This is a genomic window from Serratia sp. 506_PEND (genome assembly GCF_001076875.1).
Lineage (GTDB): Bacteria > Pseudomonadota > Gammaproteobacteria > Enterobacterales > Enterobacteriaceae > Serratia > Serratia marcescens.
The window spans coordinates 1-26,184 of sequence record NZ_JVEL01000446.1; the positions used below are offsets into that span (position 1 = coordinate 1).

27 protein-coding genes are annotated in these 26,184 nt (G+C 61.5%); 8 read left to right on the forward strand and 19 right to left on the reverse strand.

What is annotated here, in order from left to right; translation table 11 throughout:
• From ADK28_RS17225 to kefG, 7 genes are all read right to left on the reverse strand, one after another.
• The coding region (locus ADK28_RS17225; RefSeq protein WP_048796238.1) for an aminotransferase class I/II-fold pyridoxal phosphate-dependent enzyme at window positions 1-374 on the reverse strand (374 nt) is incomplete at its 3' end.
• A gap of 1 nt (window position 375) precedes the next feature.
• A complete protein-coding gene (gene nhaC, locus ADK28_RS17230) occupies window positions 376-1,815 on the reverse strand; it encodes a Na+/H+ antiporter NhaC (RefSeq protein WP_048796239.1) in 1,440 nt (479 codons plus the stop codon).
• Between the two features lie 122 nt (window positions 1,816-1,937).
• A complete protein-coding gene (locus tag ADK28_RS17235) occupies window positions 1,938-2,966 on the reverse strand; it encodes a LacI family DNA-binding transcriptional regulator (protein WP_048796240.1) in 1,029 nt (342 codons plus the stop codon).
• A 92-nt stretch (window positions 2,967-3,058) separates the two neighbouring features.
• On the reverse strand, window positions 3,059-3,646 hold the full coding sequence (slyD, locus tag ADK28_RS17240; RefSeq protein WP_004930407.1) for a peptidylprolyl isomerase: 588 nt from the start codon (window positions 3,644-3,646) through the stop codon (window positions 3,059-3,061).
• Between the two features lie 112 nt (window positions 3,647-3,758).
• Window positions 3,759-3,962 carry a YheV family putative zinc ribbon protein gene (locus tag ADK28_RS17245; RefSeq protein ID WP_015379274.1) on the reverse strand — a complete coding sequence of 68 codons (204 nt, stop codon included), beginning with the start codon at window positions 3,960-3,962 and terminating at the stop codon, window positions 3,759-3,761.
• Between the two features lie 14 nt (window positions 3,963-3,976).
• Entirely contained in the window at window positions 3,977-5,785 is a 1,809-nt protein-coding gene (gene kefB, locus ADK28_RS17250; protein ID WP_015379275.1) for a glutathione-regulated potassium-efflux system protein KefB, read from the reverse strand.
• Window positions 5,786-5,787: 2 nt separating this feature from the next.
• Window positions 5,788-6,339, reverse strand: coding sequence for a glutathione-regulated potassium-efflux system ancillary protein KefG (kefG, locus tag ADK28_RS17255; RefSeq protein ID WP_004930395.1), 552 nt, complete (start codon window positions 6,337-6,339; stop codon window positions 5,788-5,790).
• A gap of 129 nt (window positions 6,340-6,468) precedes the next feature.
• On the opposite strand from kefG, the gene ADK28_RS17260 reads away from it, so the two are divergent.
• Window positions 6,469-8,382 carry an ABC transporter ATP-binding protein gene (locus ADK28_RS17260; protein WP_048796241.1) on the forward strand — a complete coding sequence of 638 codons (1,914 nt, stop codon included), beginning with the start codon at window positions 6,469-6,471 and terminating at the stop codon, window positions 8,380-8,382.
• A 3-nt stretch (window positions 8,383-8,385) separates the two neighbouring features.
• Here the strand turns inward: ADK28_RS17260 and tauD are convergent, their stop codons facing one another.
• The 6 genes from tauD to ADK28_RS17290 all read right to left on the reverse strand — a co-directional run bounded on the left by tauD (window position 8,386) and on the right by ADK28_RS17290 (window position 13,347).
• The gene (gene tauD, locus ADK28_RS17265; protein WP_016930337.1) at window positions 8,386-9,234 is read right to left on the reverse strand and encodes a taurine dioxygenase; all 849 of its coding nucleotides are present in this window, start codon (window positions 9,232-9,234) and stop codon (window positions 8,386-8,388) included.
• Window positions 9,231-10,067: a taurine ABC transporter permease TauC gene (tauC, locus tag ADK28_RS17270; RefSeq protein WP_048796242.1), complete on the reverse strand. Its 837-nt coding sequence runs from the start codon at window positions 10,065-10,067 to the stop codon at window positions 9,231-9,233. Before tauC ends, tauD begins: the two co-directional genes overlap by 4 nt.
• Window positions 10,064-10,831, reverse strand: coding sequence for a taurine ABC transporter ATP-binding subunit (tauB, locus tag ADK28_RS17275; RefSeq protein ID WP_004930385.1), 768 nt, complete (start codon window positions 10,829-10,831; stop codon window positions 10,064-10,066). Before tauB ends, tauC begins: the two co-directional genes overlap by 4 nt.
• Window positions 10,832-10,840: 9 nt before the next feature.
• A complete protein-coding gene (tauA, locus tag ADK28_RS17280) occupies window positions 10,841-11,836 on the reverse strand; it encodes a taurine ABC transporter substrate-binding protein (RefSeq protein ID WP_048796243.1) in 996 nt (331 codons plus the stop codon).
• A 114-nt stretch (window positions 11,837-11,950) separates the two neighbouring features.
• On the reverse strand, window positions 11,951-12,733 hold the full coding sequence (locus ADK28_RS17285) for a PhzF family phenazine biosynthesis protein (RefSeq protein WP_048796244.1): 783 nt from the start codon (window positions 12,731-12,733) through the stop codon (window positions 11,951-11,953).
• A gap of 11 nt (window positions 12,734-12,744) precedes the next feature.
• A complete protein-coding gene (locus tag ADK28_RS17290; RefSeq protein WP_033639232.1) occupies window positions 12,745-13,347 on the reverse strand; it encodes a LysE family translocator in 603 nt (200 codons plus the stop codon).
• A gap of 118 nt (window positions 13,348-13,465) precedes the next feature.
• On the opposite strand from ADK28_RS17290, the gene ADK28_RS17295 reads away from it, so the two are divergent.
• The 3 genes from ADK28_RS17295 (at window position 13,466) to ADK28_RS17305 (ending at window position 15,697) form a co-directional block, all read left to right on the forward strand.
• Window positions 13,466-14,446 (forward strand): hydrolase, encoded by a 981-nt coding sequence (locus ADK28_RS17295; RefSeq protein WP_016930342.1) that lies wholly within the window; start codon window positions 13,466-13,468, stop codon window positions 14,444-14,446.
• Window positions 14,443-14,676, forward strand: coding sequence for a YheU family protein (locus ADK28_RS17300; RefSeq protein WP_004930376.1), 234 nt, complete (start codon window positions 14,443-14,445; stop codon window positions 14,674-14,676). Before ADK28_RS17295 ends, ADK28_RS17300 begins: the two co-directional genes overlap by 4 nt.
• Before the next feature lie 151 nt (window positions 14,677-14,827).
• A complete protein-coding gene (locus ADK28_RS17305; protein WP_016930343.1) occupies window positions 14,828-15,697 on the forward strand; it encodes a phosphoribulokinase in 870 nt (289 codons plus the stop codon).
• A 38-nt stretch (window positions 15,698-15,735) separates the two neighbouring features.
• Here ADK28_RS17305 and ADK28_RS17310 read toward each other — a convergent pair whose 3' ends face one another.
• A complete protein-coding gene (locus ADK28_RS17310) occupies window positions 15,736-16,143 on the reverse strand; it encodes an OsmC family protein (protein ID WP_004930372.1) in 408 nt (135 codons plus the stop codon).
• 382 nt (window positions 16,144-16,525) lie between these two features.
• On the opposite strand from ADK28_RS17310, the gene crp reads away from it, so the two are divergent.
• Together crp and ADK28_RS17320 are read left to right on the forward strand one after the other, a co-directional pair.
• The gene (gene crp, locus ADK28_RS17315; protein WP_004090925.1) at window positions 16,526-17,158 is read left to right on the forward strand and encodes a cAMP-activated global transcriptional regulator CRP; all 633 of its coding nucleotides are present in this window, start codon (window positions 16,526-16,528) and stop codon (window positions 17,156-17,158) included.
• Between the two features lie 50 nt (window positions 17,159-17,208).
• On the forward strand, window positions 17,209-19,287 hold the full coding sequence (locus tag ADK28_RS17320; protein WP_033639230.1) for a YccS/YhfK family putative transporter: 2,079 nt from the start codon (window positions 17,209-17,211) through the stop codon (window positions 19,285-19,287).
• A gap of 40 nt (window positions 19,288-19,327) precedes the next feature.
• On the opposite strand, the gene argD is transcribed toward ADK28_RS17320, so the two are convergent.
• The 3 genes from argD to ADK28_RS17335 all read right to left on the reverse strand — a co-directional run bounded on the left by argD (window position 19,328) and on the right by ADK28_RS17335 (window position 22,848).
• Window positions 19,328-20,545, reverse strand: coding sequence for a bifunctional acetylornithine/succinyldiaminopimelate transaminase (gene argD, locus ADK28_RS17325; protein WP_048796245.1), 1,218 nt, complete (start codon window positions 20,543-20,545; stop codon window positions 19,328-19,330).
• 131 nt (window positions 20,546-20,676) lie between these two features.
• Window positions 20,677-21,252 (reverse strand): aminodeoxychorismate synthase component II, encoded by a 576-nt coding sequence (locus ADK28_RS17330; protein WP_048796246.1) that lies wholly within the window; start codon window positions 21,250-21,252, stop codon window positions 20,677-20,679.
• Between the two features lie 72 nt (window positions 21,253-21,324).
• Window positions 21,325-22,848: a helicase HerA-like domain-containing protein gene (locus ADK28_RS17335; protein ID WP_048796247.1), complete on the reverse strand. Its 1,524-nt coding sequence runs from the start codon at window positions 22,846-22,848 to the stop codon at window positions 21,325-21,327.
• 218 nt (window positions 22,849-23,066) lie between these two features.
• Between ADK28_RS17335 and ADK28_RS17340 the strand changes: the two genes are divergently transcribed.
• Both ADK28_RS17340 and ADK28_RS17345 read left to right on the forward strand, forming a co-directional pair.
• Window positions 23,067-23,336, forward strand: coding sequence for a hypothetical protein (locus tag ADK28_RS17340; RefSeq protein ID WP_048796248.1), 270 nt, complete (start codon window positions 23,067-23,069; stop codon window positions 23,334-23,336).
• Between the two features lie 17 nt (window positions 23,337-23,353).
• Window positions 23,354-23,632: a type II toxin-antitoxin system RelE/ParE family toxin gene (locus ADK28_RS17345; RefSeq protein WP_033639226.1), complete on the forward strand. Its 279-nt coding sequence runs from the start codon at window positions 23,354-23,356 to the stop codon at window positions 23,630-23,632.
• Here ADK28_RS17345 and btsR read toward each other — a convergent pair whose 3' ends face one another.
• A complete protein-coding gene (btsR, locus tag ADK28_RS17350; RefSeq protein WP_025304522.1) occupies window positions 23,633-24,358 on the reverse strand; it encodes a two-component system response regulator BtsR in 726 nt (241 codons plus the stop codon). It abuts the gene before it with no gap.
• Window positions 24,358-26,043, reverse strand: coding sequence for a sensor histidine kinase (locus ADK28_RS17355; protein WP_033639224.1), 1,686 nt, complete (start codon window positions 26,041-26,043; stop codon window positions 24,358-24,360). Before ADK28_RS17355 ends, btsR begins: the two co-directional genes overlap by 1 nt.
• Between the last annotated feature and the right edge of the window lie 141 nt (window positions 26,044-26,184).

Sequence of the window (26,184 nt, forward strand, 5' to 3'; positions counted from 1 at the left end):
GAGCCATAATACGGCCCCTGCACCACCACGCCGTCCCCCGGCTTGCTGAGCAGTTGGATCAGCATCGCCAATCCGGGCACCACCCCTTCAATCGACGTAAACCACTCGCGCCGCAGCGGCAAGTCGTGCCGCTTGGCGAACCAGTCGATCGCCGCCTGATAGTAGGCGTCGTCGCGTTCGCTGTAGCCAAAGACGCCGTGATCCACCCGCTGATGCAGCGCCTGTTGCACCTCTGGCGGACATGGAAAATCGAAATCGGACACCCACATCGGCAACAGTTCGCTGCCATCCAGTTGCAGATAGCGGTCGATGAAGTCCCACTTCACGGAGCTGGTGTTGTGGCGATCGATGATGGCGTTGAAATGACTCGTCATGTCAGGCTTCCTTACGCTGCAAGTCGTTCTGAGGTTGAAGTTTGGCGATACCGAAGCCGGTGAACCCATAAATCAGGGCGAACACCACCGCGGCATAACATTGGATCGCCCACGGCAGCAGATCGAGCGTGCTGACTCCCAGCGTGGTCGCCATGTAAATACCGGCGGCCGTCCACGGGATCAGCGGCTCGATAACGGTGCCCGCATCTTCGACGGTGCGCGACAGGTTTTTGTTGTCCAGCCCCATGCGTCGATAGGCGCCTTTGAACAGCTCCGCCGGGATCAGCAGCGCCAGCTTGCCGTCACTGGTCGCGCCGGTCACCAGGATGGTGGTGGCAACGGTAGCGGCGATCAGTTGACCGGTGGTGTGCACCACTTTCAGCAGCCGGCTGATGATCACCGTCAGCGCGCCGGTCAGCGTCAAGGCGCCGGCGAAGGAAAAGGCGCAGAACACCAGCAGGATCGTACTCATCATCGAGAACATGCCGCCGCGGTTCAGCAGGCGCGGCACATCGGCGACGATCCCTTCGACGTTATGGCCCTGGCTGGCGAACATCGACAGATTGAAACCGTCCATCAACGCATTCAGCCCCTGTTGCAGGCTAAAACCCTGCAGCGCGACGCCGATGGCGATCGCCAGCGCGCAGGCGGCCAGCATGACGGGGATCACCGGCCGTTTGGTCACCGCGCCCCACAGCACCAGCACCGGCGGCAGGATCAACAGCAGATTGAAATGGTACAACCCCTCAAGCGCGCTGACGATTTCGGTCACTTTTTCCGGCGTTGCCACGCTGCCCACCGCGCCGGTGTGGCCGGCGATCAGGTACACCACGGCGGCCAGGATGAAGCTCGGCAGCGTCGTGTACATCAGATGCTGGATATGGCTGTAGAGATCGGTATCCGCGACGATAGCCGCGAAGTTCGTCGAATCGGACAACGGCGAAATTTTGTCGCCGAAGTAGGCGCCGGACACCACTGCCCCGGCCGCGGCGGCCAGCGGCACGTCCAGACCGGCGGCCACGCCCATCAGCGCCACGCCCACGGTGCCGGCCGCCCCCCACGAGGTGCCGGTGCACACCGAGATCACGCTGGTGATGAAGAACGCGGCGATCAGAATGTATTGGGAGCTAATCAGCTTCAGCCCCCAATACACCATGTAAGGGATTGTGCCGCTGATCATCCAGGTGCCGATCAGGCCGCCCACGCAGATCAGGATCATGATCACCGGCATCGCCTTAGCCAGCTTGGCCACAATGGCCTCGATGATGTCATCCCAGCGGTAGCCTTGCCACCAGGCCAACGCGGCGGCGATGGCGGCGGAAACCAGCAGCAGCGGTTCAATGCGCAGGCCAAACTGGCCATAGCCGATGATGAGCAGCAACAGCATGGCCACAATCGGCAGCGTCGCCAGCCCAAGGTTGAGCGTTTTCTTATTATCCATATACGGCTCCTGTTGAAGAGGGGGTACTGCAACAGCGTAATGGCTTCGGTAATCGGAGGATGTGAGCGCAGGCCACTGGCCATGTAATCGGTTTCATGAGATGGCGTTATGTGAACCGCCTCTCATTCGCCGCGCTTGCTTTGCTCAGGCCTCTCACCATCGGCGACGGAGTCTCGCAGGATAAGTTCGGCCGAAAAGCGGTTGTTCTGCGGCGCGACGTCGCTGCCGCTGTGGATTTGTAGCGCCAGACGCGCGGCACGTCGGGCCATTTTTTCTATGGGGTAATGCACGGTGGTCAACGCGGGGTGGAGGTATTTCGCCAGGGCAATGTCGTCAAAACCGACGATCGACAGCGCTTCAGGCAACGGAACTTGCCGTTGGTGGCAGGTGCGCATCATGCCGGCGGCCATCACGTCGTTGAACGTCACTGCGGCGGTGAAGCGTTGGTCGCTGGCCAGCACGCGCTCGGCCGCCAGTTCGCCCCCTCTTTCATTGAAGGGCACGCTGATGATCCAGCTGCCGGGCACCTCAATGCCGCCGGCGGCCATGGCCTGGCGGTAACCCGCTAACCGCTGCGCGCGGTCGTCGATCGGCAGATCCGTCGTCACGCAGGCGATTCTCCGATGCCCCTGACGAATGAGCAGCTTGGTCGCCGCCTGCGCCGCCTTGGCATTGTCGAGCCAAATACAACGATTGGCGATGGCCGGCAGGTAGCGATTGATCAGCACCAGCGCGGGCGTGTGGGCGGCGTAGCGCAGCAGGTCCTCTTCTCCCATGCGCGTGACGTGCGCCACAATGGCTTCGCATCCCTGATTGATGAGAAAGTCGAGGCCGCTTTTTTCCAGTTCGGCCTGATGCCCGCCGCTGCACAACATCAAACGCACGCCGGCCTGCCGCGTGATGTCTTCCACGCCCCGCGCCAGGCGCGAGAAAAACGGATCGTCGAGGTTGCCGGTCAGCAACCCCAGCATATTGCCGCTTCTTTTCGCCAGCGCCAGCGCGGCGGCGTTGCGGTGGTAGTTAAACTCGCGCATCGCTTTCTCGACGCGTTCGCGGGTCACCGGTTCAACGTAGGCGGTATTATTGATCACCCGGCTGACGGTGGCCGTGGAAACGCCGGCGCGGCGCGCAACGTCTTTCATGGTGGCCATGGCATGTCCTGTTGTGCCGTTCGGCGCCTGGTGCGCCGCGCATAAAAAAGGGCAGCCAATGGCCGCCCTCTTGTCTCGGGATTGCGTTCTGCTTAGTGGCAGCCGCAACCGCCGTTACCGCAACCGCCTTTACCGTGGTCGTGACCATGGTCGTGATCGTGGCTGTGGCCATGACCGCCGCAGCAGCCTTCACCGTGCTCGTGGTGATGGTCGTGCTCGCCGTGTACGTGACCGTGCGCCAGCTCTTCTGCGGTCGCTTCGCGGATCGCGACAACTTCCACGTTGAAGTTCAGGTTTTGGCCGGCCAGCATGTGGTTGCCGTCAACCACCACGTGGTCACCGTCAACTTCGGTGATTTCAACCGGTACCGGGCCCTGATCGGTGTCAGCCAGGAAACGCATGCCGACCTGCAGTTCGTCAACGCCCATGAAGACGTCTTTCGGTACGCGCTGCACCAGGTTTTCGTCGTAGTTGCCGTACGCGTCGTTCGCGCCGACGTGAACGTCAAAACGATCGCCAACGTCGTGGCCTTCGAGCGCTTTTTCCAGACCTGCGATCAGAGAACCATGCCCGTGCAGATAGTCCAGCGGTGCGCTCACCGGAGACTCATCAACCAAAACACCGTCTTCTGTACGTACTTGGTAAGCCAGGCTGACCACCAAGTCTTTTGCTACTTTCATGATATCTCCTACCGTTGGCTACTAGGACGCGCACCGTTATCGGGATGCGCGCCTTTTCCGGACAGATTGTAACGGAAATCTGCCTCGCTGTACCCTCCGGGATAAAAAAACGCTACTTCGGCTGGAAAATGCCGATCACCTGCTCTTGCGGGCGAACGTGTTTTTCCACCTGTTGTTCGGTCTGGCGCTGATGGTGGCCGCACTTGACGCACTCCACCACTTCCACCTGATCCTCCCGCCATACCGCCAACGTATCCATGGCGCTACAGCTCGGGCACACCGCCCCGGCGATAAATCTCTTACGTGTTGCAGACATCGTTATGCTCCCGCTTATTCGTATTCGTCCCAGCCGTCGAACTGGCGACTTTCTTTTTGCATTTCGCGATGGAACAGCTCTTCCAGCTCGCGCCGCGCCTCTTTCACGCGGGAAATTTGCGCCACGTCGCCCTGATGCGGCGGCATCAGTTCACGCAGCATGCGCATATCCAGGCGGCGGAAATGCTGCTGGGCGCGGAAGGCCTGATGCGGGTGCATGCCCAACTCCATCAACGCCTTGCGCCCCAGTTCCAGCGCGCTGGAGAAGGTTTCGCGGCTGAACTGTTTCACGCCCGCCTGCAGCAGCTCATGCGCCTCCACGCGGCCGCGTGCCCGCGCCAGAATGCTCAGATTCGGGAAGTGCTGCTGGCACAACCGCACGATCTCCATGGTGTCTTCCGGCTCATTGCAGGTGATCACGATCGACTTGGCCTTTTCGGCGCCCGCCGCGCGCAACAGCTCCAGCTCAGTGGCGTCGCCGTAATAAACCTGATATCCGTAACGCCGCAGCACGCCGACGGCGCTGACATCGCGTTCCAGTACGGTAATGCGCATTTTGTTGGCCATCAACAGGCGGCCGATCACCTGGCCGAAACGCCCGAAGCCAACGATGATCACCTGCGGATCGTCGTCCTCTACGTACGGCGTCTCCTCGTCTTCGCCTTTGGCGTTGTAGCGGCGCGCCAAAATGCGGTCGATGGCCTGCATGAGTAGCGGCGTGGTCATCATCGACAGCGTCACCACCACCAGCAGCAAAGAGAGTTGATCCGGCTGCAGCACCTTTTGCGCGCCCGCCGCAGAAAACAGCACGAAGGCAAACTCGCCGCCCTGGCTGAGCACGCCGGCAAACTGCAGGCGCACCGAACTACGCAGGCCGAACAGCCGCGACACCCCGTAGAGCACGCCGGATTTGACCGCCACCAGCGCCAACACGCCGATCAACACCTCGGCCAGATGGGTGTAGAGCACGCCGATATTCAACACCATGCCCACCGAGATAAAGAACAGCCCCAGCAGCAGCCCTTTAAACGGCTCGATAGAAATCTCCAGCTCGTGGCGGTATTCGCTCTCCGCCAACAGCACCCCGGCGATGAAGGTGCCGAGCGCCATCGACAGGCCAAGCGTCTCCATAAACAGCGCCGAGCCGAGCACCAGCAACAGCGCCGCGGCAGTGAAGATCTCGCGCACGCCGGAAGCGGCGATATAGCGGAACAGCGGCCGCAGCAGGAAACGGCCGCCGATCAGCATGCCGCCAAACGCCGCCACCTTGAGCGCGATCTTGGCCCAGTCGTCGCTGGTGCCGCCGGCGCCGGCCAGAATGGGGATCAACGCCAGCGCCGGGATCACCGCCATATCCTGGAACAGCAGCACCGAGAAACCCAGCTGTCCGCCTTCGTTGCGGTTCATGCCCTTTTCGCGCATCAGCTGCAGCGCCATGGCGGTGGAAGACATCGCCAGGCCGATACCGCCGATCACCGCCGCCTGCCAGGCGAAGTGCGTCAGGTACAGCAGCGCGCCCAGCACCGCCGCGGTGATCAACACCTGGCCGGCGCCGGCGCCAAAAATCGAGCGCCGCAGCTCCCACAGCTTGCTGGGATTCAGCTCCAGGCCGATGATGAACATCAGGAACACCACGCCCAACTCGGAGAAGTGCAGGATCTCGTCGACGTCGCGAATGAAGCCCAACCCCCACGGGCCGATGGCGATGCCGGCGATCAGATAGCCCAGCACCGCGCCAATCCCCAGACGACGGGCGATCGGCACCGTCACCACCGCGGCGAACAGGAACAGCAAAATGGCGGTCAGTAAGGTCGATCCTTCCATGATCACCGCCCTCCATGCGGCAGCGGGTGGCTCAGCCAGTCCCCGTAGGCGTCTGCGTGGCTGCGCAGCACCTCCGGCTTTTGCCGCCGCGCCCAATAGACCACGAACGGCGTCAACCAGTGCATATGGCACATCCCGGCGGTCAGCTCGAACGGCCGCAGGATATCTTCCATCGGATAGTGGTTATAACCGCCGGTGCGGTAGGCGCCTTCCGGCTCGCCGGTGGTGATCACCGAGCGCCAGTATTTGCCCGCCAGCGCATTGCCGCCCACGCCGCTGGCGAAGCCGCGAGCCAGCACGCGATCCAGCCACTCCTTCAGCAGCGCCGGGCAGCTGTAGGTGTACAGAGGGTGCTGAAACACGATGACCTGATGCTCACGCAGCAGCTGTTGTTCGTGATGGATATCGATAAAAAAATCAGGATAGTGCGCGTAGAGATCGTGCACGGTGACATGTTCCAACTGCTGCGCCGGTCGAAGCAAAACCCGGTTCGCCACCGAGTCATGAGATTCCGGATGGGCATACAGCAGCAAGACCTTGGGCGGCTGCGACATCATTCCCCTCCAAAGCGTCGTCAGGGTAGCGGTTTTCCGTTACCATGCATCGCAAAGACAAAAACAGCGCGCGGTGCGCGTTCTGTTACCTTAATGATAATTTAACATACTCTGAACATACGGCGCTTTATGATTGTATTCTCCTCGCTACAAATCCGACGCGGCATCCGCGTCCTGCTGGACAACGCCACGGCGACGGTTAATCCAGGTCAGAAGGTCGGCCTGGTGGGCAAAAACGGCTGTGGCAAATCCACGCTGTTGTCGCTGCTGAAGGGCGAGATCGCGGCGGACGGCGGCAGCTTCACCTTCCCCGGCAACTGGGCGCTGGCCTGGGTCAACCAGGAGACGCCGGCGCTGGACGTGCCGGCGATCGAGTATGTTATCGACGGCGACCGCGAGTTTCGCCAGCTTGAAGCCGAGTTGCAGGCGGCCAACGATCGCAACGACGGCCACGCCATCGCCACCCTGCACGGCAAGCTGGACGCCATCGACGCCTGGACCATCCGCTCCCGCGCCGCCAGCCTGCTGCACGGTCTCGGCTTCTCCAACGAACAGCTGCAAAGCCCGGTGCGCGACTTTTCCGGCGGCTGGCGCATGCGTCTTAACCTGGCGCAGGCGCTGGTGTGCCGTTCCGACCTCCTGCTGCTCGACGAACCAACCAACCACCTGGATCTCGATGCGGTGATCTGGCTGGAGCGCTGGCTGAAAAACTATCCCGGCACGCTGGTGCTGATCTCGCACGATCGCGACTTCCTCGATCCGATTGTCGACAAAATCCTGCATATCGAACAGCAGACCCTGAACGAATACACCGGCAACTACTCGTCGTTCGAACGCCAGCGCGCCACCAAATTGGCGCAGCAACAGTCGCTTTATCAGCATCAGCAAGAAAAAGTGGCGCACCTGCAAAGTTATATCGACCGTTTTCGGGCAAAGGCCTCCAAGGCCAAGCAGGCGCAGAGCCGCATCAAGATGCTGGAGCGCATGGAGCTGATCGCCCCGGCGCACGTCGACAACCCGTTCACCTTCAGCTTCCGTCCGCCGGAAAGCCTGCCGAACCCGCTGCTGCGCATGGAAAAAGTCAGCGCCGGATATGGCGATAAAGTGATCCTGAAGTCAATCAAGCTGAACCTGGTGCCCGGCTCGCGCATTGGCCTGCTCGGCCGCAACGGCGCCGGTAAATCGACGCTGATCAAACTGCTGGCCGGCACCCTTGAGCCGCTGAGCGGCGAGATAGGTCTGGCGAAAGGCATCAAGCTGGGTTACTTCGCCCAGCATCAGTTGGAATTCCTGCGCGCCGACGAATCGCCGTTGCAGCACCTAAGCCGCATCGCCCCAAGGGTGCTGGAGCAGCAGTTGCGCGATTATCTGGGCGGTTTCGGCTTCCAGGGCGACAAGGTCAGCGAAGTGACCGAACGTTTCTCCGGCGGCGAGAAGGCGCGGCTGGTGCTGGCGCTGATCGTCTGGCAGCGCCCGAACCTGCTGCTGCTCGATGAACCGACCAACCACCTGGATCTCGACATGCGTCAGGCGCTGACCGAGGCGCTGATCGATTTCGAAGGCGCGTTGGTGGTGGTATCGCACGACCGTCACCTGCTGCGTTCCACCACCGACGATCTGTACCTGGTACACGACGGCCAGGTCGAGCCTTTCGAGGGCGATCTCGACGACTACCAGCAGTGGCTTGTCGACCTGCAGCGCCAGGAAAGCCAGCAGGACGCACCGGAAAAAGAGAGCGGCGGCAACAGCGCGCAGGCGCGCAAGGATCAAAAACGCCGCGAGGCGGAGTTCCGTACGCAAACCCAACCGCTGCGCAAGCAGATCGCCAAGCTGGAACAGCAGATGGAAAAACTGGGCGCCGAGCTGGCGGCGGTGGAAGAGCAGTTGGCGGATCCCGCGCTGTACGACATCAGCCGCAAGACCGAACTGACCGACCGCCTGCAAAAGCAAAGCCAGGCCAAATCCGCGCTGGAAGAGACGGAAATGACTTGGCTGGATGCGCAGGAACAGCTGGAACAGTTAACGCAGGCGTTCGACGCCTAAGCTTCAGGCTTTGTAAAAAGGCCTATCCCCCAGAATGGTCGCGCGGTGCATGATGCGCCGCTGCGGCAGATAATCCGCGTTGGCGTAGTGCTGCGTCACGCGGTTATCCCAGATCGCCACGTCATTTTCCTGCCATCGCCAGCGCACCTGAAACTCCGGTTTGGTGATGTGAGCAAACAGGAAGTTCAGCAAAGCGTCGCTCTCCTTCGGCGCCAGATCGACGATCCGCGTGGTGAACCCTTCATTGACGAACAGCGCCTGCCGGCCGCTGACCGGATGGGTACGCACCACCGGATGCAGCAGCGGCGGGTTTTTCTGCACCGCCAGTTGCCAGCGCTGATGCTCCTCTTCACTGCCGCGATGCTTGTGCTCCGGGAACGACTTGGTGAAGTCATGCTCCGCGCGCAGCCCCGCGAGCAGCGTTCTGAACGGCGCCGACAGCGCCTCATAGGCGGCGATGCCGCTGGCCCACAGCGTATCGCCGCCGGTGGCAGGCAGCGTCTTGGCCGCCAGGATCGCTCCCAGCGGCGGGTTCTCGATAAAGGTCACGTCGGTGTGCCAGTTGTCGTTGTCCGGCGGGTTGTCGTCGTGGGTATCGAGCACGATGATCTCTTCCACGTCGGTGGCGTGCGGATAGACCGGATGGATATGCAGATCGCCGAAACGGCCGGCCAGATCGCGCTGCTGCAGCGGCGTGATCGGCTGATTGCGGAAGAACAGCACCTGATGCTTCAACAGCGCATGATAGAGCTGTTCAAACTGACCGTCGCCCAACGGCCGGGCCAACTCGACATTTTCCACCAACGCCCCGATGTAAGGCCCCAGCGGGGTGATATTCAGACGTTCGTTCATTGCTGTACTCCATGCCACGGGGTCAATCGGCGCTGCAGGGCGCGCAGCCCCAGCTCCAACCCAAATGCAATCACCGCAATCACGCCGATGCCGGCCAACACTACGTCGGTCGCCAAAAACTCACCGGCGGATTGCACCATAAATCCCAGGCCGCGCGTGGCGGCGATAAGTTCGGCGGCCACCAGCGTCGACCAGCCGACGCCCAGCCCGATGCGGATGCCGGTCAGGATCTCCGGCAGCGCGCTCGGCAGCACCACGAAGCGCAGCACCTGCCAGCGCGTGGCGCCCAACGCGCGGGCGGCGCGCACCCGCACCTGCGCCACGCTGCGCACGCCGGCCACGGCGGACAGCGTCACCGGCGCGAAGATCGCCAGATAAATCAGCAAGATTTTCGAGGTCTCGCCAATGCCGAACCAAATCACCATCAGCGGCAGATAGGCCAGCGGCGGCACCGGGCGATAGATCTCAATCAGCGGATCGAGGATGCCGCGCACCGTGTCGTTCAGTCCCATGGCGATGCCCACCGGAATGCCGATAATCACCGCCGCCAGCAGCGCCACCAAAATGCGCCCCAGGCTGGCCGCCAGATGCTGCCATAGCGTGGCGTCCATAAAGCCTTGCGGGCTGGCAATGGTGATCAGTTGGTGCAGCACCTGCTGCGGCGCCGGCAAAAACAGCGGGCTGATCAGCTGCAGCGCCGTCACGCCCCACCACACCGCCAGCACCGTCAACAGCGTGGCGCCGCTCAACCAAACGTTGCGCGGCACGCTGAAACGGCGCACCGCTTTGCCCTGCGGCTGGGCCGCGGCCTTCATAGTGGAATGCAGGCTCATAGCAAGGCCTCGCGCTGTTGGAAAACTTTGCCCAGCACGTATTCGCGCTGCGCGATAAATTCAGGATCGGACTTGATGGCGCGGCAGGCTTCGCCGTCGGCATAGCGCTGGCCGAAGTTCAGCGACAGCCGCTCCACCACCTGCCCCGGCCCCGGCGACAGCAGCAGCAGCTCGCTGGCGAGGAACACCGCCTCTTCGATATCGTGGGTGATCAGCAGTACCTGCTTGCCGGTATCACGCCAGATGGTCAGCAGCAGCTCCTGCATTTGCTCGCGCGTGAACGCGTCCAGCGCGCCGAATGGCTCATCCAGCAACAGCAGACGCGGATCGGCGGCCAGGGCGCGGGCAATGCCGACGCGTTGGCGCATGCCGCCGGAAAGCTGCCAGATGAAGTGCTGTTCATAGCCCGCCAGCCCCACGCGCTGCAGCATCTGCTCCGCCACCTGGCGGCGCTGCGCCTTGCCGATGCCGGCCAGTTGCAGGCCGAACTCGACGTTGTCCACCACGTTGCGCCACGGCAGTAAGCCCTCATGCTGGAACACCACGCCCCGTTCGGCCCCCGGGCCGTGAACGGGCGTTCCATCCAGCGTGATGCTGCCAGCTGAAGGCTCGATAAACCCGGCGATCAAATTCAGCAGCGTGGTCTTGCCGCAGCCCGATGGGCCGAGCACCACCACCAGTTGCCCGGCGGCGATCTGGAACGACACGTCACGCAGCGCGGGCCGCCCCTGATACTCTGCTGAAAGATGATTGACGTTTAGCATCCTGCTTCCTTACGACTGCGGCGCAGCCTGCACCTGTTTCACAAAACGGTCGGTGACGTAAGCGCTGTAGTCGCTGTCGACCTGCGGGATCTTGCCCTGCTGCTTGAGGAATTCGGCGGTATCGCGGATTGCCTTGTCCACCGGCTGGCCGAGTTGGGCAACCTGATCGGCCACCGGCAGATAACGGTTCCCCTTAACCAGTTCCGGCACCTGCGCTTCCGGTACGCCGCTCAGGCGCGCCAGCGTGCTGAGATGGCTCGGATCTTTCAGCCACTGTTCCGGCGCCGCCAGGTAGGCCTTTTGCGCCTGCAGGGCGCTGGCGGCAAAGGCGGTCACTACGTCGGGATGTTTCTCGGCGAAGTCTTTGCGCACCACCCACACGTCCAGCGTCGGTGAACCCCATTCGCCCACCTGCGCGGAGTCGGTCAGCACCTTGCCCTGTTTGGCCAGTTCGTTGACCACTGGCGCCCAGACATAAGCGCCGTCGATGTCGCCGCGCTGCCAGGCGGCGGCGATGGCCGGCGGCTGCAGATTGAGGATCTTCACCTGTTCAGGCTTGATGCCCCAATGTTTGAGCGAGGCCAGCAGGCTGTAATGGGTGGTGGAAATAAACGGCACCGCAATGCGCTTGCCGATCAGATCCTGCGGGCTTTTGATGTCATTTTTCACCACCAGCGCTTCGGAGCTGCCGAGCTGCGAGGCGATGAGGAACACTTCGATGGGGAGTTTTTGNCTGGCGGCCACCGCCAGCGGGCTGGAGCCGATATTGCCGATCTGCACGTCGCCGGAGGCCAGCGCGCGCAGCACGCTGGAACCGCTGTCGAACTTACGCCAGTCGACGGTCGCGCCGGACTGTTTGGCGAAGCTGTTTTCCGCCTGCGCCACCTTGGCCGGCTCCGCCGACGTCTGGTACGCCACGGTCACGTCCACCGCGTAGGCGCTGGCCGCGCTGAGCGACAACGCCAGCAGCGCCGCGTTACGTAAAGAAAAGAGTTTGCCCGCCATGTTGCGCTCCGTTGATAAAAATCTGTTCAGTTGCTGACAGTTTTATCTGAGCGATGACGGGCGATAAAAGAATAAAAAAGTCTTCTTTATTACCTTAGGTAATATTAAAGCGGATCACAGCGCGATCGACCCGCGCAAGAACACGTGAGCGTAGCCGCCCAGCAGCGTGCGGTCCCCTTGCAGTTCGCAGAACAGCTCGCCGCCGCGCGCCGAAATCTGCCGGGCGTGCAACCGATGGCGGCCGAGACGCGCCGTCCAGTAAGGCATCAACGTGCAGTGCGCGGAGCCGGTGACCGGATCCTCACCGCCGTCGAGCGTGAAATAGCGCGAAACGAAGTCCACGGTGTCACCGGGCGCGGTGACGATGACCGCACGCCCGGCCAGCGCGATCAACGCGGAAATGTCCGGCCGCAGCGCGCGCACCTGCGCCTCATGTTCAAGCACCACCAGCAGCGCTTTCGCCTGCCACACTTCCTGCGGCTGCACGCCCAACAGCGCCGCGAGGCCTGCCGGTTCGGCGACTTTCTGCGGCGGCCGGGCGGGGAAATCAAGTACCAGCCGCTCCCCGTCCTGCGCATCGCGCTTGACGAGCAGCTCGCCGCCGGCCGAACGGAAGCGAATATCTCGCAGCGCCGGGTTAACCGCGCTGAACATCACATGCGCCGCCGCCAGGGTGCCGTGGCCGCAAAGATCGACCTCGCGTTCCGGAGTAAACCAGCGGATGGCGGTCATATCGCCGTCATCCCAGACAAAGCTGGTTTCCGGCAGGCCGATCTCGTTGGCGATCGCCTGCAGCCGCTCCGCCGGCAGCGGCTGCGTCAGCAGACAAACCCCGGCCGGGTTGCCGCGCAACCCTTCGCCGGTAAAGGCGACCACGTGATAATAGTTTTCCGCCATCGTTCCGCTCCTTAATGCCAAATCAGTAATACGCAGGCTGCCGTCAGCAGCCCCATGGAAACGTTGAAGATAACCCAGGCCTTTTTGCTGCGCAGCAGGCGGCCGATCAGGGTGCCGAACGCCAGCCAGATAATGCCGGCGACGATGTTCACCGCCACAATGCCCAGCGCGATCGCCGCAATGGAACCGTTGTACTTATCGCCCGCCAGGCTGAAGCTCGCCACCGCGCCCAGCGCCATCAGCCAGGCTTTCGGGTTGAGGAACTGCAGCAGCCAGCCCTGATACAGCCGCACCGGCTGCGGCGGCGCCACGTCGGTTTCCAGCTTTTCATAGGCGGCGGTGGCGACTTTCCACGCCAGCCACAGCAGGTACAAACTGCCGAGGATTTTCAGGATCAGGTGCAGCGACGGGTAGATCAGGATCAGGCTGCCGACGCCGAACGCCACCAGCAGCAAAATGCTTTGCATGCCGAGCATGATGCCGACCATCAGCCACAGCGATCGCATAAAGCCGAAGTTAGCGCCGGAGGTGGTCAGCAGCAGATTATTGGGGCCAGGCGTGATGGCCGCGACCCACAGGAAGCCCAGCATCGAAAGGAATAAACTCGGTTCCATGGCACGGGTGCTCCTCACCCAAGGCGCTTTTTTGCAGTATCATTGTTAATTCTTGGTATTGAAGCTAACAGTGCGCTAGGGATCTCACAATAGCCGCCCACAACATTTTACTCAGCCTATGCCTAACACCTTTCGCCCTCTGACCGGGGCCAGTAACCCGCACCTGCAAACGCTGTTGCCGCGGCTGGTGCGCCGCCGCGTGTTATTGAAACCGCATTGGCAACGGCTGGAATTGCCCGACGGCGATTTCGTCGATCTCGCCTGGAGCGAGGATCCGGCGCAGGCGCGCGACAAACCGCGCGCGGTGCTGTTCCACGGCCTGGAGGGCAGCTTCTACAGCCCCTACGCGCATGGCCTGCTCAACGCCTGGCGCGATCGCGGCTGGCTGGGCGTGGTGATGCACTTTCGCGGCTGCAGCGGCGTGCCCAACCGCAAACAGCGCATCTATCACTCCGGCGAAACCGAAGACGCGCGCTTCTTTCTGCGCTGGCTGCGCGACCGCTACGGCGAAGTGCCAACCGCGGCGGTAGGCGTTTCGCTCGGCGGCAACATGCTGGCCTGCTATCTGGCGCAGCAAGGCGCCGACAGCCTGCTGCAGGCGGCGGTGGTGGTCTCGGCGCCGCTGATGCTGGAACCCTGCGCCTACCGCATGGAGCAAGGCTTCTCCCGCGTTTATCAGCGCTACCTGCTGGGGCAGCTGAAACAAAACGCCACCCGCAAGCTGTTGCACTATCCGGACACCCTGCCGCTCAAGCTGTCACAGCTGAACGGTTTGCGGCGCATCCGCGAGTTCGACGATGCCATCACCTCGCGCATTCACGGCTTCAGCGACGCCACCGACTATTATCGCCGCTGCAGCGCCCTGCCGCTGTTGCCGTCCATCCAGACGCCGCTGCTGATCATCCATGCGAAGGACGACCCTTTCATGACCCCTGAGGTGATCCCCGACGTCGCCGGCCTGCCGCGCAATATCGAATATCAGCTGACTGAGTTCGGCGGCCACGTCGGCTTCGTCGGCGGCACGCTGAAAAAACCGCACATGTGGCTGGAGCATCGCATTCCGGCCTGGCTTTCCCCTTATCTGGACATTCCGACGTGATTATTCCCTGGCAAGAACTGGCAACCGACACCCTGAACAGCCTGATCGAATCCTTTGTGCTGCGCGAAGGCACCGATTACGGTGAGCACGAACGATCGCTGGAGCAGAAGGTGGAGGACGTGCGCCGCCAGCTGAAAAACGGCGAAGTGGTGCTGGTGTGGTCGGAACTGCACGAGAGCGTCAACATCATGCCGCGCGGCCAGTTCCGCGCCGGGCAGGAAGAAATTTAGTGGCGCCCGGTTCTATGACTGACGGAAAAAATCAGGTAACAATGGGACATTGCAAACCAGCGCGCGCCATTTTTTCCTGACATAGAGAGCGTCAACAAGAGCCACAATAATCCCCTGACGCCGGCGCATTCAACACGGAGTGACAACCACCATGTCTGCCAAACATCCCGTTATCGCGGTGACCGGTTCCAGCGGCGCCGGCACCACCACCACCAGCGTGGCGTTCCGCAAAATCTTCCAGCAGCTCAACATTCGCGCCGCCGAGCTGGAGGGCGACAGCTTCCACCGCTATACCCGGCCGGAAATGGACGCGGCGATCCGCAAGGCGCGCGATCTGGGCAGACACATCAGCTATTTCGGCCCCGAGGCCAACGACTTCGGCCTGCTGCAGCAGAGCTTTATCGAGTACGGCAAAAACGGCACCGGCCGTTCGCGCAAGTACCTGCACACCTACGACGAAGCGGTGCCCTACAATCAGGTGCCGGGCACCTTCACCCCGTGGGAGCCGCTGCCGGCGCCGACCGACGTGCTGTTCTACGAGGGGCTGCACGGCGGCGTGGTCACCGAGCACCATGACGTGGCCAAACACGTCGATCTGCTGGTCGGCGTGGTGCCGATCGTCAACCTGGAGTGGATCCAGAAGCTGATCCGCGATACCGGCGAACGCGGCCACTCCCGCGAAGCGGTGATGGATTCGGTGGTGCGCTCGATGGAAGACTACATCAACTACATTACGCCGCAATTCTCGCGCACCCACATCAACTTCCAGCGCGTGCCGACGGTGGACACCTCCAACCCGTTCGCCGCCAAGGCCATTCCCTCACTGGATGAAAGCTTCGTGGTGATCCACTTCCGCGGCCTGGACCAGATCGACTTCCCCTACTTGCTGGCGATGCTGCAGGGCTCGTTTATCTCGCACATCAATACGTTAGTGGTGCCGGGCGGCAAAATGGGGCTGGCGATGGAGCTGATCATGGCGCCGCTGGTGCAGCGGCTGCTGGAAGGCAAGAAAATCGAATAAGCGCGTTGAGCGCGGCGCCGAGCCGCGCTCCGTCTCGATTACGCCGGCTGGCGGATCTCGAAGCTGTGGGTCACCGTGGCGGCCTTGTTGAGCATCAGCGCCACCGAGCAGTACTTCTCCGCCGACAGGTTCACCGCTCGCTCGACGATTTTGTCGGTCAGATCCTGGCCGGTAACGATGAAGTGCAGGTTGATATGGGTGAACAAGCGCGGGGCTTCTTCGCGGCGCTCGGAGGTCAGCTTCACCTCGCAGTCGCGCACGTCGTTGCGCCCTTTTTGCAGGATGGAGACCACGTCGATCGCGCTGCAGCCGCCCACCGACATCAGCACCATCTCCATCGGGCTGGGCGCTTTATCACCGGCGTTGCCGTCCATCAGCACCTGATGGCCGGAGGCCGATTCACCCAAAAACGTTAACCCTTCCACCCATTTAACTCTTGCCTGCATTCTGGTCACTCCGGTTGATTTCTTAAAATCAGAGTACGCTTTCGCATAGAAACAGGCAACGTAACCTGATGCTAATCATGCTGAAGCGAGACAACACGAGACACCCGCCTTACTCTGTGCTACAAACAGAGCCGCAATAAATCTTTCCGGGACACTGTATTTCAGGGAAACGCCCAGAGAAAGGCTCCTTTACCGGTATGTTAACAGAATGTAGCTTGCAGCGCTTACGGCAAGTTAATATGCTAGAGCGACAGCGTATTTTTATGACACGCCTCAAAACTTGCCGGTAGCCCTCGCTCATGACTGCGGCTACAGGCGGGTTTTACAGGGAACTCTGACCCCTGTGACACAAGGCAGCGATAACAACAGAGGATAACAGCGAATGGTTCTCGGCAAACCGCAAACAGACCCTACTCTCGAATGGTTCCTGTCTCATTGCCATATCCACAAATATCCATCGAAGAGTACGCTGATTCACCAAGGTGAAAAGGCCGAAACGCTTTACTACATCGTGAAAGGCTCCGTCGCGGTGCTGATCAAGGATGAAGAAGGTAAAGAGATGATCCTGTCCTACCTCAACCAGGGGGATTTCATCGGCGAGCTCGGATTGTTCGAAGAAGGCCAGGAGCGCAGCGCCTGGGTTCGCGCGAAAACCGCCTGTGAAGTGGCCGAAATTTCCTACAAGAAATTCCGCCAACTGATCCAGGTGAACCCGGACATCCTGATGCGTCTGTCCGCCCAAATGGCGAGCCGCCTGCAGGTCACCTCCGAAAAAGTGGGCAACCTCGCCTTCCTGGACGTGACCGGCCGCATCGCGCAAACCCTGCTGAATCTGGCGAAGCAACCCGACGCCATGACTCACCCGGACGGCATGCAGATCAAGATCACCCGTCAGGAGATCGGCCAGATCGTCGGCTGCTCGCGTGAAACCGTTGGCCGTATTCTGAAAATGCTGGAAGATCAAAACCTGATTTCCGCCCACGGCAAAACCATTGTCGTCTACGGCACCCGTTAATCTCCGAAGAAACGGCGCAATCTGCGCCGTTTTTTTATCTGCTCTCTGCCATGTGGCGCCGCCTGATCTACCACCCGGAAATCAACTACGCACTGCGACAAACGCTGGTGTTGTGCCTGCCGGTGCTGTTCGGCCTGCTGATAGGCCAGCTGCAGCTCGGCCTGATGTTCTCTCTGGTGCCCGCCTGCTGCAATATCGCCGGTCTGGACACGCCGCATAAGCGCTTCTTTAAACGGCTGATCGTCGGCGGCTCGCTGTTCGCCTTCAGCAGCGTGCTGTTGCAACAGGCGCTGCTGTGGCACGTACCGCTGCCGGCGCTGATGCTGGGCCTGGCGCTGCTGCTCGGCGTCACCGGTGAAATCAGCCCGCTGCACGCCCGGCTATTGCCGGCGGCGCTGGTGGCCGCCATTTTCGCTCTCAGCACGGCCGGCACGGTGCCTCTCTGGCAGGCGCCGCTGCTGTACGCGATCGGCACCGTCTGGTACGGCTTATTCACCTGGTTCTGGTTCAAGCTGTGGAAAGAGCAGCCGATGCGCGAGACGCTGAGCCAGCTCTACCTGGAGCTGGCGGACTATTTCGAAGCCAAATACTCACTTCTGACCCAGCACACCGATCCGCAAACCGCACTGCCGCCGCTGCTGGTGCGCCAACAAAAGGTGATGGATCTGATCAGCCTTTTGTACCAACAGCTCAATTTCCTGCCGCACGCCAACAACCTCGAACAAAAGCGCCTGCAGCGCGCCTTTCAGGTGGCGATGGATCTGCAGGAGCACATCACCGTCAGCCTGCATTTGCCGGAGGAAGTGCAAAAACTGGTGGAGCAGAGCCAGGCCGAAGCGATCATTCGCCGCAATGCACTGGTGATCGCCGGCCGGCTGCGCGTGGTGGCGCACGATATCCTCTACCATCAGCATTCGAAGCGCTTCTCCATGAGCCACGAACTGGCGGCGCTGGAAAAAATGGCGGCGCAGCATCCCGATAACCCGGTCGGCCAGTTTTGTTATTACCACTTCAGCCGCATCGCCCGCCTGCTGCGCACCCAGCATCCGCTGTACCGCCGCGACCTGATGCCCGGCCAGCACCGCCTGCCGTTTTGGCCGGCGCTGGCCAGCTATCTGTCGTTCAAATCCACCGCCCTGCGCAACGCCGCGCGGCTGGGGGTGACGCTGGCGGTCGGCAGCAGCCTGGGTGCGGTCTTCAACCTGCCGAAGCCATACTGGATCCTGCTCACCATCATGCTGGTGAGCCAAAACGGGTATAACGCCACCCGGGTGCGTATTCAGCACCGTGCGCTGGGCACGATTGCCGGACTGTTGCTGGCGGCCGGGCTGCTGCAGCTGCAGTTGCCGGAGGGAGAAACGCTGAGCATCATGCTGGTGATCACCCTGCTGGCCTACCTGGTTTCGCGCAAGAACTACGGGCTGTCGGTGATTGGCTTTACGGTCACGGCGGTTTACACCCTGCAGCTGCTGGCGCTGAACGGCTCGCATTTTCTGGTACCGCGCCTGATCGATACGCTGATAGGCTGCGTGCTGGCGTTCGGCGGCACCATTTGGCTGTGGCCGCAGTGGCAAAGCGGGCTGCTACGCAAGAATGCCCATCAGGCGCTGGAACACGATCAAACCGCGCTGCGGCTGATGCTGAAGCAACCGGAACCGGACGCCACCGCATTGGCCTATACCCGCATGCAGGTCAACCAGGCGCACAACGCGCTGTTCACCTCGCTCAATCAGGCGATGCAGGAGCCGGGGTTCGCGTCGAATTATCTGGCGGACATGCGGCTGTGGGTCACTCATAGCCAGTTCATCGTCGAACACCTGAACGCCATGACCATTCTGGCGCGCGAGCACTACATGCTGACGCCGAAACTGGCGGAAGCCTATCTGCAAACCTGTGAAATCGCGCTGCAAAGCTGCCAGCAGCGGTTGGAATACGACGGCCCGAGCAGCGGCAACAGCGGCATCATGCAGCCGCCGGATCTGCATCCGGAGATGCCCGTCACCGAGATGGAACGTCATTTGCGGCGCATCCTGTCGCACCTGAACGTGATGCATACCATTTCGTCGCTGGCCTGGCGCCAGCGCCCGCACCACGGCATCTGGCTCAAGCGCAAACTGCGCGATCAATAAGGGCGCGGCATGCCGCGCCCCGTTATGCGCCGCACGGGCTTCAGGCGTTGATCACATCCTGCACCGCCAGCTCGAACAGCGCCATGCCGGCCTCGATATCCTGCAGCTCCACCACCAGCGACGGCGCGAAACGGATCACGTTCGGCCCGGCGTTGAGGATCATCAGCCCACGCGCGGCGGCGGCGGTGAGGAAATCGCGCGCTTTGCCGTGATAATGCGGCGTCAGTTCGGCGCCGATCAGTAACCCCATGCCGCGAATGGCGGTGAAAATACCGTATTTATCGCCGATATCCTGCAAAGCCTGCACATACAGCGCGTGGCGCTGTTCGATGCCGCTCAGCACTTCCGGCGTATTGATCACATCCAACGCCGCCTCCGCCACCGCGCAGGCCAGCGGGTTGCCGCCGTAGGTGGTGCCGTGAGTGCCCACCTGCATCACCGACGCAATCTCTTCGGTGGTCAGCATGGCGCTGACCGGGAAACCGCCGCCCAACGCCTTGGCGGTGGTGAGAATGTCCGGCGTCACGCCATAATGCATATAGGCGAACAGTTTGCCGCTGCGCCCCATGCCGCTTTGCACTTCGTCGAACACCAGCAGCGCCTGATGCTGGTCGCACAGCTCGCGCACGCCTTTGAGGAAGCCGGCGTCGACCGGCGTAATGCCGCCCTCGCCCTGAATCGGCTCCATTACCACCGCGCAGGTATGGTCGTCCATCACCGCTTTCACCGCCGCCAGATCGTTGAACGGCACGTGCACGATGTCGGCCGGCTTCGGCCCGAACCCGTCGGAATATTTGGCCTGCCCGCCCACCGACACGGTGAACAGCGTGCGGCCGTGAAACGCGTTATAGAAGGCGATGATTTTGGTTTTGTACGGGCTGTGGCGGGTGATAGCGTAATGACGCGCCAGTTTGAACGCCGCTTCGTTGGCCTCTGCGCCGGAGTTGGCGAAGAACACCCGGTCGGCGAAGGTGGCGTCGATCAGTTTGCTCGCCAGGCGCAGCGCCGGTTCATTAGTGAAGACATTGCTGGTATGCCACAGGGTTTCGCCCTGGCGTTTGAGCGCCTCGACCAGCGCCGGATGGCAGTGCCCCAGCGCTGTCACCGCGATGCCGCCGGAAAAATCGATGTACTCTTTTCCCTGCTGATCCCAGACTCGGCTGCCTTGGCCGCGCACCGGCACAAACTGGGCCGGTGCATAAACAGGCAGGATCACCTGGTCAAAGGTGCTGCGGCTCACTGCGGATTTTTCAGTCATTTTCGGCTCCACCCTGAAGGTTTTTCAGCGCTATCGTAATATTAGATTGAAAACATAATCACGAAATATGCATAAAAAACCAATCAAGCGCAAACGCAAAACGCCTGACGAGCGAAAAAAACGCATCGGGATTAACGGTTGAGGAAGTTATCCAGCAGCTGATGGCCCTGCTCGCTGAGCACGCTTTCCGGATGGAACTGCACGCCTTCCAACGCCAGCGTGCGGTGGCGGATGCCCATGATCTCGTCGCGCACGCCGTCGCGTTCGCTCCAGGCGGTCACTTCAAAACAGTCCGGCAGCGTATCGGCTTTCAGCACCAGCGAGTGATAGCGGGTCACGGTCAGCGGATCGTTCAGGCCGCGAAACACGCCGACGCCCAGATGGCGAATGGCCGAAGTTTTGCCGTGCATCACCGCGCGGGCGCGCACCACTTCGGCGCCGAACGCCTGCCCCAGCGCCTGATGCCCCAGGCACACGCCGAGGATCGGCAGCTTGCCGGCGAAATGACGAATGGCGGCCAGCGAGATGCCCGCTTCGTTCGGGGTGCAGGGGCCAGGGGAAATCACCAGATGCTGCGGCGCCAGCCGCTCGATATCGGTCAGCTGCAGCTCATCGTTGCGCTTCACCATCACCTCGGCGCCCAATTCGCAGAAGTACTGGTAAAGGTTATAGGTAAAGGAGTCGTAGTTATCGATCAGCAGCAGCATGTTAGGTCCGGCAGAGAAAAATGCCGCCACAGTGTACTGATTTAACCCGCCGCTGCCGACGATAATTTCCGCTTACTTTTTTCGGCCGCCGGTGATCGAGCCCAGCACGCCACGCAGGATCTGGCGGCCGAGATCGCGCGCCATGCTCTTGGCGGCGGTCTGGACGATGCCGTCGCGTTTGCCGCCGCGCGGGCCGGTGGAACCGAACAGCAGTTCGTTCAAACCGTCCATCAGGCCGCCGCCCGTCTGTTGCTGAGCTTGCGCCTGCGGTTGCTGCCCCTGCTGCGCAGTGCCGACGGTGGCGAAACCGCCCGACGACAGCTTCTCGTAGGCGGACTCGCGGTCAATCATGTCTTCATAGCGGCCATACAGCGGCGACTTGTTGATCGCGCTGTTCAGTCCTTCCGCGCCGAGCATGCCCATCTTGGATTCCGGCGCGATGACCATCGCCCGCTCCACCACGTTCGGCCGGCCCTTCTCGTCGAGGAATGACACCAGCGCTTCGCCCACGCCCAGCTCGGTGATCGCCGTTTCGGCATCGAAGGCCGGATTGGCGCGCAGGGTTTGCGCCGCCGTTTTCACCGCCTTCTGATCGCGCGGCGTGAAGGCGCGCAGCGCATGCTGTACGCGGTTGCCCAACTGGCCCAGCACGCTGTCCGGGATATCCAGCGGGTTCTGGGTGACGAAGTAAATGCCGACGCCTTTGGAGCGGATCAGGCGCACCACCTGTTCGATCTTGGTCAACAGCGCCGCCGGCGCGTCGTTGAACAGCAGGTGCGCTTCATCGAAGAAGAACACCAGCTTCGGCTGTTCAGGGTCGCCCACTTCCGGCAGATGTTCAAACAGCTCGGCCAGCAGCCACAGCAGGAACACTGAATACAGCTTCGGCTGATTGATCAGCTTGTCCGCCGCCAGCAGGTTGATCACGCCATGACCGTTGGCGTCGGTTTTCATCAGATCGTTGATGTCCAGCATCGGCTCGCCGAAGAACTGGTTGGCGCCCTGCTCTTCCAGCGTCAGCAACCCGCGCTGGATGGCGCCGATCGACGCAGCAGAGATGTTGCCGTACTGAGTCTGGAATTGTTTGGCGTGATCGCCGACGAACTGCACCATGGCGCGCAGGTCTTTCATGTCCAACAGCAGCAGCGCGTTGTCATCGGCGATTTTGAACACCAGCTGCAGCACGCCGCTTTGCACCTCGTTCAGATCCAATAGTCGCCCCAACAGCAGCGGCCCGAGATCGGAAATCGTGGCGCGGATCGGGTGGCCCTTTTCGCCGTAAATATCCCACGGGATAATGGTGCAGGCCTGCGGCTGCCAGTCGGTGACGCCAATCGCCGCCAGACGCGCCTGCAGTTTCTCTGAAGGCGCGCCCTCAGCGCCAATCCCGGACAGATCGCCCTTCACGTCCGACAGGAACACCGGCACGCCGATGCGCGAGAACTGCTCGGCCATTTTCTGCAGCGTCACCGTCTTGCCGGTGCCGGTTGCCCCGGTGATCAGCCCGTGGCGGTTGGCCAACGCCGGCAAAATCACCAGATCCTGTTCCGGTTTTCCGTCTTTCATCGCCTTGGCGATAATCCGTGGTTCACTCATTTTCGATTCCTTTGACGCTGACGCGGCGCAAAACGCGCCTGTTGATGCAATAAAGCTATAAGCGCCGCGTAACCCCGTCAAGGACAAACAAAAAGGGCGCCGTCGGAGCCTGATGAATTCAGATTGCGCTTAACGCCACAGCCTCCGACCGTCCTTGCTTGAACAATAAAGCAGCGGTGTTATAGTGAATATTACGCTGTATATACGAGGTAAATACCATGTCTGAATCTACCGTGGTAATCCGCGTGGATGAAGAGTTAAAAACCGCTTTCGCCAGCGCGGCAAAGGCCGCCGACCGCACGGCTTCACAACTGCTGCGCGATTTCATGCGCGAGTTTGTCAGCCGCCAGGCGCAGCAGGAAGAATACGACCAGTGGTTAAAGGAAAAGGTCGAGGTGAGCCGCAAGGCGTTGCGTGAAGGCAAGTTCGCCGACGATGAAGAGGTGGCCGCTTATTTCGCCGAACGCAGAGCTAAGGCAAAGCAATAAAACACAAAAGGACTTTTGTGAAACTGATATGGACGGAACCCGCCATCGCCGATCGTCTGGCGATTTATGAATGGTTGGAACTTAAAAACCCGGCCGCCGCCGCGGAAAATGATGTAAAAATCGCTGACGCGGCGGCACGCCTCGTGCATCATCCCGCCAGCGGAAAAACGGGTCGGATAGCCGGCACGCGCGAGTTGGTCATCTCTCCGTCCTATCTGCTGGTCTATGAATGGGCGGATCAGCGCGTCATCATATTGGCCATCGTGCATACCCGCCGCCGGTGGCCACCCGTATAGTCACCCCCGCAGCCCCAGTTGCTCCTTCAGCGCTTTCAAATAGCGCCGGCTGACCGGCACCGGATCGCCGGCGGACATGATCATCTCCGCCGCGCCGCCCTCTTCGAAGCGGATCTCGCGCACCTGCTCCAGGTTGACCAAATACTGCCGATGGCAGCGCACCAGCGGCGTACGGCTTTCCAGCGTGCGCAGCGTCAGTTCGGTGAAACACTCCATGCCGTCGCTGCGCACCACGAATACCCCGCTCAGTTTGGAACGGATCGCCAACACCTCGTCAAACCGCAGCAGATAGATGCGACTGTGGCCGGTGCAGGGAATGTATTTCAGGTAACCGGCGCTCTCATCCAGCGCCGTCACGTCCTGCGGCGCACTGCGCTGCCGCAGGCGTTGCAGCGTCTTGCTCAGCCGCTTCGGCTCCGCCGGCTTCAGCAGATAGTCGAAGGCGTGCTCCTCGAACGCCTGCACCGCGTATTCGTCGTAGGCGGTCAGAAACACGATGTGCGGCATCCGATTGGGATCCAGCATGCCGACCATTTCCAGCCCGCTGATACGCGGCATTTGAATATCGAGAAACACCACGTCCGGCTGCAGCCGGTGGATCTGGCTGATGGCTTCGATGGCGTTGGCGCATTCGCCGATGATCGTGATCCCCGCTTCGGCCTCCAGCAGATGGCGGAGGTTGTCGCGCGCGGAAGGCTCATCGTCAACAATCAGTGCGTTTAACATCAGGCGGCCCTCTCCATGGGAACATTGAGCGTAATGCGGGTATAGGCGTCCGGCCGGCAATCCACCCGCACGCCATAGCCTTCGCCGTAGCGCACGCGAATGCGCTTATCCACCAGGTTCATCCCCAGCCCGCTGCAGTTCGGCTTCGGCTGGAACAGCCCGGCGTTGTCCGTCACCTGCAATAGCAGATGTTCGCCTTCGCAGCAGGCGCCGATTTCGATGCGGCCCACGCCCAACAGATGCGAGGTGCCATGCTTGATGGCATTCTCGACGATCGGCTGCAGCGAAAACGCCGGCAGCCGCGCCGCCAACAGCGCCTCCGGCAACGATACCGCGATCTCCAGCCGATCGGCGAAGCGCGCTTTCTCTATCTGCAGGTAGGCGTTCACATGTTCAATTTCGTCCGCCAGGCTGACTTCGTCATCCGAGCGTTTGAGGTTTTTACGAAAGAAGGTCGAGAGGGACTGCACCAGATCGCAGGCGCGCTCGCCATCGCGGCGGATCACCGCTACCAGGGTATTCAGGGCATTGAACAGGAAATGCGGATTGACCTGCGCATGCAGCAGCTTGATCTCCGACTGCGCCAGCAGTTGCTTGTGGCGCTCGTACTGTCCGGCCATGATCTGCGCCGACAGCAGGCTGGCGATGCCTTCGCCCAGCGTGCGGTTGATGGTGCTGAACAGCTGGCTTTTCGGTTCATACAGCTTGATGGTGCCGATGACCCGCTGGTTTTCGCCGCGCAGCGGGATCACCAGCGTCGATCCCAGCTTGCAGGCCGGATTGATCGAGCAGCAGTAAGAGAGCTGATTGCCGTCGGCGTACACCACCTCGTTGTTGTCGATGGCGCGATGCGAATGCACCGAGGCGATCGGCGTGCCCGGCAGGTGGTGATCGTCGCCGATGCCGATAAACGCCAGCAGCTTGTCGCGATCGGTGATCGCCACCGCGCCGATGCCCAGTTCCTGATAAATCACCCGAGCAACCTTCATGCTGTTTTCCTGATCGAAGCCCTGCCGCAGGATGCCCTCGGTGCGCTCGGCGATCTTCAGCGCTTTGGAAGAGAAAGCGCTGGTGTATTTCTCGAACATCGCGCGCCGATCCAGCAGGATTTGCATAAACATCGCCGCGCCGACGGTATTGGCGATCATCATCGGCAGCGCGATGTGTTCCACCAGCTGCAACGCCTCGTTATAAGGGCGCGCCACCGCCAGAATGATCGCCATCTGCAGCACTTCCGCCACCAGCGCCACGCCGCCGACGAACAGCGGATTGAACAGCAGCTCGATGCGCCCCCGGCGCATGGCGATGCTGTGCACGATGCCGCCGACCAGCCCCTCGGACACCGTGGAGATCGCGCAGGCCACGTCGGTCATGCCGCCGAGCGTATACCGGTGCAGGCCGCCGGTCAGCCCGACCAGAAAGCCCACCGACGGCCCGCCCAGCAGGCCGCCCAGGACCGCGCCTATCGCGCGAGTATTGGCGATCGAATCCTGAATGTGCAGCCCGAAATAGGTGCCCATGATGCAAAACACCGAGAAGATCACGTAGCACAGCAGCTTGTGCGGCAGGCGAATGGTCACCTGCATCAGCGGGATAAACAGCGGGGTTTTGCTCAGCAGATAGGCGATAACGAGATAGACGCACATCTGCTGCAACAGCAACAGCACCTGGTTAAATTCATACATGGCAGCCACTAATCCAGAGACAACAAAGGGCGAACGCCGGATTTCCGGTCTGGTTATTGTCTGCCGATTAGAGCATGGAGCGCGGGAGAAAACAGTGATGAAGGCAAGGCTTCGTGAGGAAGGGCGGCCGACCCCGGCGGG